Source organism: Salmonella sp. SAL04157 (genome assembly GCF_046551635.1).
Classification (GTDB): domain Bacteria; phylum Pseudomonadota; class Gammaproteobacteria; order Enterobacterales; family Enterobacteriaceae; genus Salmonella; species Salmonella enterica.
Genome location: NZ_JBGDVS010000004.1, coordinates 16,197 through 29,134, shown reverse-complemented (window position 1 = coordinate 29,134; position 12,938 = coordinate 16,197). Strand labels below are relative to the sequence as shown.

Here is a 12,938-nt window from a genome sequence, read left to right as displayed (position 1 = left end):
GTTGCTTTTGCTGAAGTATCGCCTGATTTCTGCTTTTGTGTTAATACCCGCGGTCATCGCTGCGCTTTTTTTATTGCCGCCGGTGGGGTTCGCCATTATTACGCTGGTTGTCTGTATGCTGGCCGCGTGGGAATGGGGACAGTTAAGCGGTTTCGCCGCGCGTTCACAGCGGGTTTGGCTGGCGGTGCTGTGTGGTCTGTTATTGGCGCTGATGCTATTTTTGTTGCCTGAGTATCATCACAACATTCGTCAACCGCTGGTTGAGATGTCGCTTTGGGCATCGTTAGGATGGTGGGTTGTCGCGCTACTGCTGGTGCTATTTTATCCCGGTTCGGCGACAATCTGGCGCAACTCAAAAACATTGCGTCTCATTTTCGGTTTGTTAACTATCGTGCCATTTTTCTGGGGCATGCTGGCGCTGCGCGCCTGGCACTATGACGAGAATCATTACAGTGGCGCAATATGGCTACTCTATGTCATGATCCTGGTCTGGGGAGCGGACTCTGGCGCGTATATGTTTGGTAAATTATTTGGCAAACATAAGCTGGCGCCGAAGGTTTCCCCGGGTAAAACCTGGCAAGGGTTTATCGGCGGGCTTGCTACGGCTGCCGTGATCTCATGGGGTTACGGTATGTGGGCGAATCTGAATGTTGCGCCTGTTATCTTGCTGATTTGCTCTGTGGTGGCGGCTCTGGCTTCTGTACTGGGCGACCTCACCGAGAGTATGTTTAAGCGCGAAGCAGGAATTAAGGATAGCGGCCACTTGATTCCAGGCCATGGCGGCATTCTGGACCGAATTGACAGCCTGACGGCTGCCGTACCGGTCTTTGCTTGCCTGTTGTTACTGGTGTTCAGGACGCTCTAACGGAAGGTTTTATGCTGAGTATTCTCTGGAATCTGGCTGCATTCATCATCGCACTGGGCGTGCTGATCACTGTGCATGAATTTGGTCATTTCTGGGTTGCCCGGCGCTGCGGTGTGCGAGTTGAGCGCTTTTCCATCGGTTTTGGCAAAGCGCTCTGGCGTCGTACCGATCGGTACGGCACCGAGTATGTCATCGCCCTGATCCCGCTGGGCGGCTACGTCAAAATGCTGGATGAACGCGCCGAACCGGTAGCGCCGGAATTGCGTCGTCACGCCTTCAATAACAAAACGGTGGGCCAGCGCGCCGCAATTATTGCCGCAGGTCCGGTTGCGAACTTCATTTTTGCTATCTTTGCTTACTGGCTGGTCTTTATCATCGGCGTCCCTGGCGTTCGTCCGGTCATTGGCGAAATAACGCCCAACTCGATTGCTGCGCAGGCGCAAATTGCGCCTGGTACGGAACTTAAAGCTGTTGATGGTATCGAAACCCCTGATTGGGATGCCGTGCGTTTACAACTGGTGTCCAAAATTGGCGATCAGCAGACGACGGTGAGCGTCGCGCCGTTTGGCAGCGACCAGCGGCAGGACAAAACGCTTGATTTACGTCACTGGGCATTTGAGCCTGATAAGCAAGATCCTGTATCTTCTTTAGGGATTCGGCCCCGCGGGCCACAGATTGAACCGGTACTGTCAGAAGTGCAGGCGAATTCCGCAGCCAGTAAAGCGGGTTTGCAAGCGGGCGACAGGATCGTTAAAGTCGATGGTCAGCCGTTAACGCAGTGGATGAAATTCGTGACGTTTGTACGCGATAATCCCGGTAAGCCGTTAGCGTTAGAGATTGAAAGGCAGGGGAGCGCCTTGTCGTTGACGTTAACGCCGGATACGAAATCGGTTAACGGAAAGGCGGAAGGGTTTGCAGGCGTGGTGCCTAAAATTATTCCTCTGCCGGAAGAGTACAAGACTATACGCCAGTATGGGCCTTTTAGCGCCATCCTCGAAGCCACGGATAAGACGTGGCAGTTGATGAAGCTGACGGTCAGTATGCTGGGTAAATTGATAACCGGTGATGTGAAACTGAACAACCTCAGTGGGCCGATTTCTATCGCTCAGGGGGCTGGGATGTCAGCGGAGTTCGGGGTGATTTATTACCTGATGTTCCTTGCGCTAATCAGCGTGAACTTAGGGATAATCAACCTGTTTCCGCTGCCCGTTCTTGACGGGGGTCATCTGCTGTTCCTGGCGATTGAAAAGCTTAAGGGCGGGCCGGTATCCGAGCGGGTTCAAGACTTTAGTTATCGCATTGGCTCGATTTTGCTGGTGTTGTTAATGGGGCTTGCACTTTTCAATGATTTCTCTCGGTTGTAAGAGAGTTAGTTAGGAAGAACGCATAATAACGATGGCGATGAAAAAGTTGCTCATAGCGTCGCTGCTGTTCAGCAGCGCCACCGTATACGGTGCTGAAGGGTTCGTAGTGAAGGACATTCATTTCGAAGGCCTGCAGCGAGTCGCCGTTGGTGCGGCTCTCCTCAGTATGCCGGTGCGCACAGGCGACACGGTTAATGATGAAGATATCAGTAACACCATTCGCGCTCTGTTCGCCACCGGCAACTTTGAGGACGTCCGCGTCCTGCGCGATGGTAATACCCTTCTGGTTCAGGTAAAAGAACGTCCGACCATTGCCAGCATCACTTTCTCCGGGAACAAGTCGGTGAAAGATGACATGCTCAAGCAAAACCTCGAAGCGTCTGGCGTACGTGTTGGCGAGTCTCTGGATCGCACCACGCTGTCTGATATCGAAAAAGGTCTGGAAGACTTTTACTATAGCGTAGGTAAATACAGCGCCAGCGTTAAGGCGGTCGTCACGCCGCTGCCGCGCAACCGTGTTGATCTTAAACTGGTGTTCCAGGAGGGCGTATCGGCGAAGATCCAACAGATCAACATCGTCGGTAACCATGCCTTTAGCACCGAAGAACTCATTTCTCATTTCCAGTTGCGTGACGAAGTGCCGTGGTGGAACGTCGTCGGCGATCGTAAATACCAGAAACAGAAGCTGGCGGGCGACCTTGAAACCTTGCGTAGCTACTATCTGGATCGCGGCTACGCGCGTTTCAATATTGACTCCACGCAAGTGAGTCTGACGCCGGATAAGAAAGGGATCTACATCACCGTCAATATCACCGAAGGCGATCAGTACAAGCTTTCCGGGGTTCAGGTAAGCGGTAACCTGGCCGGACATTCCGCTGAAATTGAGAACCTGACGAAAATTGAACCGGGCGAGCTCTATAACGGCACCAAAGTGACCAAAATGGAAGATGACATCAAAAAGCTTCTGGGTCGCTATGGTTACGCCTATCCGCGCGTGCAGTCACAGCCTGAAATTAACGATGCTGACAAAACCGTAAAACTGCGCGTGAACGTCGATGCGGGCAACCGTTTCTACGTGCGTAAGATCCGCTTTGAAGGCAACGATACCTCAAAAGATTCCGTTCTGCGCCGTGAAATGCGCCAGATGGAAGGGGCGTGGCTGGGCAGCGACCTGGTTGACCAGGGGAAAGAGCGTCTGAACCGTCTCGGCTTCTTTGAAACCGTCGACACCGACACGCAGCGCGTTCCGGGTAGCCCGGATCAGGTTGATGTGGTGTACAAGGTGAAAGAGCGCAACACCGGTAGCTTCAACTTCGGTATCGGTTACGGTACAGAAAGCGGCGTGAGCTTCCAGGCCGGCGTTCAGCAGGACAACTGGTTAGGTACCGGTTATTCCGTGGGGATTAACGGCACCAAAAACGACTACCAGACCTACAGCGAACTGTCCGTTACTAACCCATACTTTACCGTTGACGGCGTGAGCCTCGGTGGTCGTATCTTCTATAACGACTTCCAGGCGGACGATGCGGATCTATCCGACTATACCAACAAGAGTTACGGTACGGATGTGACGCTTGGCTTCCCCATCAACGAGTACAACACGTTGCGTGCTGGTTTAGGGTATGTGCATAACTCCCTGTCCAATATGGAACCGCAGGTTGCAATGTGGCGTTATCTGGCATCAATGGGTCAGTATCCGAGTACTAATGATCAGGATAATAGTTTTAGCACTGATGACTTCACCTTTAACTACGGCTGGACCTACAACAAACTAGACCGTGGTTACTTCCCGACGGAAGGTACGCGTATCAACCTGACGGGTAAGGTGACGATTCCGGGATCGGATAACGAATACTATAAAGCGACGTTGGATACCGCGACCTATGTACCGATCGATAACGATCATAAGTGGGTCATTCTGGGCCGTACCCGCTTTGGTTATGGCGATGGTTTAGGCGGTAAAGAAATGCCGTTCTATGAGAACTTCTATGCCGGTGGTTCCAGTACCGTTCGTGGCTTCCAGTCCAATACCATTGGTCCTAAGGCGGTCTATTATCCCTATAACCCTAAAAATTACGATGCTGATGAAGACTACGATTGCGCGACGCAGGACGGCGCAAAAGATATGTGTAAGTCGGATGATGCGGTAGGGGGTAACGCGATGGCGGTCGCCAGCCTGGAATTTATCACGCCGACGCCGTTTATCAGCGAGAAATATGCTAATTCGGTCCGTACTTCTTTCTTCTGGGATATGGGGACCGTCTGGGATACTAACTGGGATTCCAGCCAGTATTCTGGTTATCCGGACTACAGCGATCCGAGCAACATCCGTATGTCCGCGGGTATCGCATTACAATGGATGTCCCCATTGGGGCCGTTGGTCTTCTCCTACGCCCAGCCGTTTAAAAAGTACGATGGAGACAAAGCCGAGCAGTTCCAGTTTAACATTGGTAAAACCTGGTAATTGTTCACTGCAAAGGAATGCATTGGTAGTGTAGCGATGACTTTTGGCGATGCCCCCAGGGATCGCCAGGCCACGCAAAGAGCTGTACCTTCGGGTGCAAATGGGATGGTAAGGAGTTTATTGTGAAAAAGTGGTTATTAGCTGCAGGTCTTGGTTTGGCGATGGTAACGTCCGCACAGGCTGCTGACAAAATTGCAATCGTCAACATGGGTAATCTGTTCCAACAGGTTGCGCAGAAGACGGGTGTATCCAATACACTGGAAAACGAATTTAAAGGCCGTGCGGCTGAACTGCAAAAAATGGAAACTGATCTGCAATCTAAAATGCAGCGTCTGCAATCCATGAAAGCAGGTAGCGATCGTACTAAGCTGGAAAAAGACGTGATGTCTCAGCGCCAGACTTTCGCGCAAAAAGCGCAGGCTTTTGAGAAAGATCGCGCTCGTCGTTCCAACGAAGAACGCAACAAACTGGTGACTCGTATCCAGACTGCAGTGAAAAAAGTGGCTAACGACCAGAGTATCGATCTGGTGGTAGACGCAAACACCGTTGCTTACAACAGCAGCGATGTGAAAGACATCACCGCTGACGTACTGAAACAGGTTAAATAAGTAATGCCTTCAATTCGACTGGCTGACTTAGCAGAACAGTTGGATGCAGAATTACACGGTGATGGCGATATCGTCATCACCGGCGTTGCGTCCATGCAATCTGCAACAACAGGCCACATTACGTTTATGGTAAATCCTAAGTACCGTGAACACTTAGGTTTATGCCAGGCTTCTGCGGTTGTCATGACGCAGGACGATCTTCCTTTTGCTAAGAGCGCGGCGCTGGTAGTTAAAAATCCCTACCTGACCTACGCGCGCATGGCGCAAATTTTAGATACTACGCCGCAGCCCGCGCAGAATATCGCGCCAAGCGCCGTGATTGATGCGACGGCAACGCTGGGTAGCAATGTTTCAGTCGGCGCGAATGCGGTGATTGAATCTGGCGTACAACTGGGCGATAACGTGGTTATCGGCGCAGGCTGTTTCGTCGGAAAAAATAGCAAAATCGGGGCGGGTTCACGCTTGTGGGCGAACGTAACGATTTACCACGACATTCAGATCGGTGAGAATTGCCTGATCCAGTCCAGTACGGTGATCGGCGCGGACGGTTTTGGCTACGCTAACGATCGTGGCAACTGGGTGAAGATCCCACAACTGGGCCGGGTCATTATTGGCGATCGTGTCGAGATCGGCGCTTGTACCACCATTGACCGTGGCGCGTTGGATGATACTGTTATTGGCAATGGCGTGATTATTGATAATCAGTGCCAGATTGCACATAACGTCGTGATTGGCGACAATACGGCAGTTGCCGGTGGCGTCATTATGGCGGGTAGCCTGAAGATTGGCCGTTACTGCATGATTGGCGGCGCCAGCGTGATCAATGGGCATATGGAAATATGCGACAAAGTCACGGTAACTGGCATGGGTATGGTGATGCGTCCCATCACGGAGCCGGGCGTCTACTCCTCAGGCATTCCGCTGCAACCTAACAAAGTATGGCGTAAAACTGCTGCACTGGTGATGAACATTGATGATATGAGCAAGCGTCTCAAAGCGATTGAGCGCAAGGTTAATCAACAAGACTAACGTTCCGCCTTGTAGTTGCCATTCTTTTCCGGCCTGTCACATTCATACGATTGCGGCAGGCCGTGTTATTATTGCCTTTTTGTATATTTGGACAGGAAGAGTATTTTGACTACTAACACTCATACTCTGCAGATTGAAGAGATTTTAGAGCTTCTGCCGCACCGTTTTCCGTTTTTACTGGTCGATCGCGTGCTGGACTTTGAAGAAGGTCGTTTTCTGCGTGCGGTGAAAAATGTCTCCGTCAACGAGCCGTTTTTCCAGGGACACTTCCCGGGCAAACCGATTTTGCCAGGCGTGCTGATTCTGGAAGCGATGGCGCAGGCAACCGGTATTCTGGCGTTTAAAAGCGTTGGTAAACTGGAACCTGGCGAACTGTATTATTTCGCGGGTATTGATGAAGCGCGCTTTAAGCGTCCGGTGGTGCCAGGCGATCAGATGATCATGGAAGTCACTTTCGAGAAAACGCGCCGTGGCCTGACCCGCTTTAAAGGGGTTGCGCTGGTCGACGGTAAAGTTGTGTGCGAAGCAACCATGATGTGTGCTCGTAGCCGGGAGGCCTGATTCGTGATTGATAAATCCGCCTTTATTCATCCTACCGCCATTGTGGAAGACGGCGCTGTAATTGGCGCTAATGCCCACATTGGTCCCTTTTGTATTGTTGGGCCGCAGGTCGAAATTGGTGAGGGAACCGTACTGAAGTCTCATGTGGTCGTGAATGGTCAAACCAAAATCGGCCGCGACAACGAGATTTATCAGTTTGCCTCTATCGGTGAAGTGAACCAGGATCTGAAATATGCGGGTGAGCCGACCCGTGTGGAAATTGGCGATCGTAACCGCATCCGCGAAAGCGTCACCATTCATCGTGGAACAGTGCAGGGCGGTGGGTTGACGAAGGTGGGTAGCGATAACCTGCTGATGATCAATGCGCATGTCGCACATGATTGTACGGTAGGTAATCGCTGTATCCTCGCCAACAACGCCACGCTGGCGGGGCACGTATCAGTCGATGATTTTGCGATCATCGGCGGTATGACGGCAGTTCATCAATTCTGCATTATCGGTGCGCATGTGATGGTCGGCGGCTGCTCCGGCGTGGCTCAGGATGTCCCTCCGTATGTGATTGCGCAGGGTAACCATGCGACGCCGTTCGGGGTAAATATCGAAGGGCTGAAGCGTCGCGGCTTTAGCCGTGAAGGGCTGGTGGCGATTCGTAATGCCTACAAACTGTTGTACCGCAGTGGTAAAACGCTCGACGAAGCGAAGCTGGAAATCGCTGAACTTGCTGAAAAGCATCCGGAAGTGAAGGCGTTTACCGAGTTCTTTGAGCGTTCAACGCGCGGTCCGATTCGTTAATGGCGGCACAGCGTCCTTTAACGATTGCCCTGGTCGCCGGTGAAACGTCCGGCGATATTCTTGGCGCAGGCTTAATTCGTGCGCTGAAAGCGCGCGTACCCAACGCCCGCTTTGTGGGCGTTGCGGGGCCGCGTATGCAGGCCGAAGGGTGTGAAGCCTGGTACGAAATGGAAGAGCTGGCGGTCATGGGCATTGTTGAAGTGCTCGGTCGTTTACGCCGTTTGTTGCATATCCGCGCCGATCTGACCCGTCGTTTTACCGAACTCAAGCCCGATGTCTTTGTCGGGATTGATGCCCCTGATTTCAACATTACCCTCGAAGGTAATCTGAAAAAACAAGGGATTAAGACCATTCATTATGTCAGCCCGTCTGTTTGGGCCTGGCGACAGAAACGCGTTTTCAAAATAGGCAGATCCACCCATATGGTGTTGGCTTTTCTGCCTTTCGAAAAAGCGTTTTACGATAAATTTAACGTCCCGTGCCGCTTTATCGGTCACACCATGGCGGATGCCATGCCGCTGGACCCGGATAAAAATGCGGCGCGCGACGTGCTGGGTATCCCGCATGACGCCCATTGTCTGGCGCTACTGCCTGGCAGCCGTGGCGCGGAAGTGGAAATGCTCAGCGCAGACTTCCTGAAAACCGCACAATTGCTGCGACAGCGCTATCCCGATCTGGAAGTGGTAGTGCCGCTGGTGAACGCGAAACGCCGCGAGCAGTTTGAAAAAATTAAAGCGGAGGTTGCGCCGGATCTCGCCGTTCATTTGCTGGACGGCATGGCGCGCGAGGCGATGATCGCCAGCGACGCGGCTCTGCTGGCCTCAGGCACGGCGGCGCTGGAGTGTATGCTGGCAAAATGCCCGATGGTAGTGGGATATCGTATGAAGCCCTTCACTTTCTGGCTGGCGAAACGTCTGGTGAAAACGGAGTATGTGTCTTTGCCTAACCTGCTGGCGGGAAGAGAATTAGTCAAAGAGCTGTTGCAGGAAGAGTGCGAACCGCAAAAACTCGCCGAAGCGCTGTTGCCGCTACTGGCGAACGGTAAAACCAGCCATGCGATGCACGACACCTTCCGTGAACTGCATCAGCAGATCCGCTGTAATGCCGATGAGCAGGCGGCAGATGCCGTCCTGGAGTTAGCACAATGATCGAATTTGTTTATCCACACACCCATTTAGTGGCGGGTGTGGATGAAGTGGGCCGTGGCCCGCTGGTGGGCGCCGTAGTGACCGCCGCCGTGATCCTCGATCCGGCTCGTCCGATCGTCGGTCTGAATGATTCCAAAAAATTGTCTGAAAAGCGTCGTCTGTCATTGTATGACGAGATTAAAGAAAAGGCGTTAAGCTGGAGTCTGGGACGCGCGGAAGCGCATGAAATTGATGAGCTGAATATTTTGCACGCTACCATGCTCGCCATGCAGCGCGCTGTCGCTGGTCTGCATATTGCGCCAGAATATGTGCTGATCGACGGCAATCGCTGTCCGGCGCTGCCTGTGCCGTCAATGGCCGTGGTGAAAGGAGACAGCCGCGTGGCGGAGATTAGCGCGGCGTCTATTCTGGCGAAAGTCACCCGCGACGCAGAAATGGCGGCGCTGGATATCGTTTTTCCTCAGTATGGCTTTGCGCAGCACAAAGGCTATCCAACCGCTTTTCATCTGGAAAAGTTGGCACAGTATGGCGCGACGGCGCACCACCGACGCAGTTTTGCGCCTGTTAAACGCGCTCTGGGACTTGTGTCCTGATTCTTGTATCGAGAAATCTGAAGATGTCTGAACCACGTTTCGTTCACCTGCGGGTGCACAGCGACTACTCTATGATCGATGGGCTGGCGAAGACCGGGCCGCTGGTGAAAAAGGCGGCCTCATTAGGTATGCCTGCGCTGGCGATCACCGATTTTACCAACCTCTGCGGTCTGGTGAAGTTCTACGGAGCGGGTCATGGCGCGGGCATTAAACCCATCGTCGGGGCGGACTTTAACGTTCACAACGAACTGCTGGGAGATGAGCTGACTCATCTGACGGTACTGGCGGCGAATAATACGGGATACCAGAACCTGACGTTGCTGATCTCGAAAGCGTATCAGCGCGGCTACGGCGCGGCAGGCCCGATTATCGAGCGCGACTGGCTGGTAGAGCTTAAAGAAGGTTTGATCCTGCTTTCCGGCGGGCGCATGGGCGACGTAGGCCGCTGTCTGCTACGCGGCAACCAGGCGCTGGTGGAGGAGTGCGTTGCTTTCTATGAAGCGCATTTTCCCGATCGCTACTTTCTGGAACTGATCCGTACCGGCAGACAGGATGAAGAGACCTATCTCCATGCTGCGGTTGAATTGGCTGAGGCACGTGGTTTGCCGGTTGTCGCGACAAACGATGTCCGTTTTCTTGAAAGCGATGATTTTGACGCCCATGAAATTCGTGTCGCGATCCACGACGGTTTCACGCTTGACGATCCTAAGCGTCCGCGCAATTACTCGCCGCAGCAATATATGCGCAGCATCGATGAGATGTGCGAACTGTTCGCCGATATTCCGGAGGCGCTGGAAAATACGGTGGAGATTGCCAAACGCTGCAACGTAACGGTGCGTCTGGGTGAATATTTCCTGCCGCAGTTCCCGACCGGCGATATGACCACCGAAGATTATCTGGTCAAAAAATCGAAAGAGGGGCTCGAAGAACGTCTGGCTTTCCTGTTTCCGGACGAAGAAGAGCGCAAAAAGCGTCGCCCGGAATATGACGAGCGTCTGGATATTGAACTACAAGTTATCAACCAGATGGGGTTCCCTGGCTACTTCCTCATCGTGATGGAGTTTATCCAGTGGTCAAAAGATAACGGCGTGCCGGTAGGGCCGGGACGTGGCTCCGGGGCCGGTTCGCTGGTGGCCTACGCGCTGAAAATTACCGACCTTGATCCGCTGGAATTTGACCTGCTGTTCGAACGTTTCCTGAACCCGGAACGTGTCTCGATGCCTGACTTCGACGTTGACTTCTGTATGGAGAAACGCGACCAGGTGATTGAGCACGTCGCAGACATGTACGGGCGTGATGCGGTATCGCAAATTATCACCTTCGGTACGATGGCGGCGAAAGCCGTTATCCGCGATGTGGGCCGAGTGCTGGGGCATCCGTACGGTTTTGTCGATCGTATCTCGAAGCTGGTGCCGCCCGATCCGGGCATGACGCTGGCAAAAGCCTTTGAAGCGGAACCGCAACTGCCGGAAATTTACGAGGCGGATGAAGAGGTCAGAGCGCTGATCGATATGGCGCGTAAGCTTGAAGGCGTCACGCGTAACGCCGGTAAACACGCTGGCGGCGTGGTCATCGCGCCGACCAAAATTACCGACTTTGCGCCGCTGTACTGCGATGAAGAGGGCAAGCATCCGGTTACCCAGTTTGATAAAAGCGACGTGGAATATGCCGGGCTGGTGAAGTTCGACTTCCTCGGCTTGCGTACGCTGACTATCATCAACTGGGCGCTGGAGATGATCAACAAGCGGCGGGCGAAGAATGGCGAGCCGCCGCTGGATATCGCCGCCATTCCGCTGGACGATAAAAAAAGCTTCGACATGCTGCAGCGCTCGGAAACCACGGCGGTCTTCCAGCTTGAATCGCGCGGCATGAAAGATCTGATCAAACGTCTGCAGCCGGACTGCTTTGAAGATATGATCGCACTGGTGGCCCTGTTCCGTCCCGGCCCGTTGCAGTCAGGGATGGTAGATAACTTTATCGACCGTAAGCACGGTCGTGAAGAACTCTCTTACCCGGACGTTCAGTGGCAGCATGAAAGCCTGAAGCCGGTACTGGAGCCGACTTACGGCATCATTCTGTATCAGGAACAGGTGATGCAGATTGCCCAGGTACTTTCCGGGTATACTCTCGGCGGCGCGGATATGCTGCGTCGTGCGATGGGTAAGAAAAAGCCGGAAGAGATGGCCAAACAGCGTTCCGTTTTTGAAGAGGGCGCGAAAAAGAACGGTATCGACGGCGAACTGGCGATGAAAATCTTTGACCTGGTGGAGAAATTCGCCGGTTACGGGTTTAACAAATCGCACTCCGCCGCTTATGCGCTGGTTTCTTATCAGACGCTATGGCTAAAGGCGCACTATCCGGCTGAATTTATGGCGGCGGTGATGACTGCCGATATGGACAACACCGAGAAGGTCGTCGGCCTGGTGGACGAGTGCTGGCGGATGGGACTGAAAATTCTGCCGCCGGATATTAACTCCGGATTGTACCATTTCCACGTTAACGATGAGGGCGAGATCGTCTACGGCATCGGCGCGATCAAAGGCGTCGGCGAAGGGCCGATCGAAGCGATCATCGACGCGCGTAATCAGGGCGGCTATTTCCGCGAACTGTTTGATCTGTGCGCGCGGACCGACACCAAAAAGCTCAACCGCCGGGTGCTGGAAAAGCTGATCATGTCCGGGGCGTTCGACCGCCTGGGGCCGCACCGCGCCGCGCTGATGAACTCATTGGGCGATGCGCTGAAAGCCGCCGACCAGCACGCCAAAGCGGAAGCTATCGGTCAGGCGGATATGTTCGGCGTACTGGCGGAAGAGCCGGAGCAAATCGAGCAATCCTATGCCAGCTGCCAGCCGTGGCCGGAGCAGGTGGTGTTAGATGGGGAACGTGAAACGTTGGGGCTGTACCTGACGGGCCACCCTATCAATCAGTATTTAAAAGAAATTGAGCGCTATGTCGGCGGGGTAAGGCTCAAAGACATGCATCCGACAGAACGTGGTAAAGTCACCACGGCTGCGGGGCTCGTGATTGCCGCAAGGGTTATGGTCACCAAGCGCGGCAATCGTATCGGCATCTGTACGCTGGATGACCGTTCCGGGCGTCTGGAAGTGATGTTATTTACCGACGCGCTGGATAAATACCAGCAGTTGCTGGAAAAAGACCGCATACTTATCGTCAGCGGACAGGTCAGCTTTGATGACTTCAGCGGGGGGCTTAAAATGACCGCCCGCGAAGTGATGGATATTGACGAAGCTCGCGAAAAATACGCTCGCGGGCTTGCTATCTCGCTGACGGACAGGCAAATTGATGACCAGCTTTTAAACCGACTCCGTCAGTCTCTGGAACCCCACCGCTCGGGGACCATTCCAGTACATCTCTACTATCAGAGGGCGGATGCGCGTGCGCGGCTGCGTTTTGGCGCAACGTGGCGTGTCTCTCCGAGCGATCGTTTACTTAACGATCTGCGTGGCCTCATTGGTTCGGAGCAGGTGGAACTGGAGTTTGACTAATACAGGAA

The 12,938-nt window shown here is 53.5% G+C and carries 10 protein-coding genes; all 10 read left to right on the top strand.

From position 1 onward, the window contains the following. Positions 1-7: 7 nt before the first annotated feature. On the top strand, positions 8-865 hold the full coding sequence (gene cdsA, locus ACLJRE_RS09985) for a phosphatidate cytidylyltransferase (RefSeq protein ID WP_000922425.1): 858 nt from the start codon (positions 8-10) through the stop codon (positions 863-865). An 11-nt stretch (positions 866-876) separates the two neighbouring features. Then, positions 877-2,229 (top strand): sigma E protease regulator RseP, encoded by a 1,353-nt coding sequence (gene rseP / locus ACLJRE_RS09980; protein WP_000949017.1) that lies wholly within the window; start codon positions 877-879, stop codon positions 2,227-2,229. A gap of 31 nt (positions 2,230-2,260) precedes the next feature. Further along, positions 2,261-4,693, top strand: a complete 2,433-nt coding sequence (gene bamA, locus ACLJRE_RS09975; protein ID WP_001240936.1) for an outer membrane protein assembly factor BamA — start codon at positions 2,261-2,263, stop codon at positions 4,691-4,693. A gap of 122 nt (positions 4,694-4,815) precedes the next feature. Beyond that, on the top strand, positions 4,816-5,301 hold the full coding sequence (skp, locus tag ACLJRE_RS09970) for a molecular chaperone Skp (RefSeq protein ID WP_000758966.1): 486 nt from the start codon (positions 4,816-4,818) through the stop codon (positions 5,299-5,301). Between the two features lie 3 nt (positions 5,302-5,304). Further along, positions 5,305-6,330: a UDP-3-O-(3-hydroxymyristoyl)glucosamine N-acyltransferase gene (gene lpxD / locus ACLJRE_RS09965; protein WP_001139265.1), complete on the top strand. Its 1,026-nt coding sequence runs from the start codon at positions 5,305-5,307 to the stop codon at positions 6,328-6,330. A gap of 105 nt (positions 6,331-6,435) precedes the next feature. Next, on the top strand, positions 6,436-6,891 hold the full coding sequence (gene fabZ / locus ACLJRE_RS09960; RefSeq protein ID WP_000210741.1) for a 3-hydroxyacyl-ACP dehydratase FabZ: 456 nt from the start codon (positions 6,436-6,438) through the stop codon (positions 6,889-6,891). Positions 6,892-6,894: 3 nt separating this feature from the next. Then, positions 6,895-7,683, top strand: coding sequence for an acyl-ACP--UDP-N-acetylglucosamine O-acyltransferase (gene lpxA / locus ACLJRE_RS09955; protein ID WP_000565950.1), 789 nt, complete (start codon positions 6,895-6,897; stop codon positions 7,681-7,683). Beyond that, positions 7,683-8,831: a lipid-A-disaccharide synthase gene (gene lpxB / locus ACLJRE_RS09950; RefSeq protein WP_000741216.1), complete on the top strand. Its 1,149-nt coding sequence runs from the start codon at positions 7,683-7,685 to the stop codon at positions 8,829-8,831. Before lpxA ends, lpxB begins: the two co-directional genes overlap by 1 nt. After that, a complete protein-coding gene (gene rnhB, locus ACLJRE_RS09945; protein WP_000569411.1) occupies positions 8,828-9,424 on the top strand; it encodes a ribonuclease HII in 597 nt (198 codons plus the stop codon). The genes lpxB and rnhB overlap by 4 nt, the downstream gene beginning before the upstream one ends. Positions 9,425-9,447: 23 nt before the next feature. Then, positions 9,448-12,930, top strand: a complete 3,483-nt coding sequence (gene dnaE / locus ACLJRE_RS09940) for a DNA polymerase III subunit alpha (RefSeq protein WP_023207369.1) — start codon at positions 9,448-9,450, stop codon at positions 12,928-12,930. Positions 12,931-12,938: the final 8 nt, after the last annotated feature.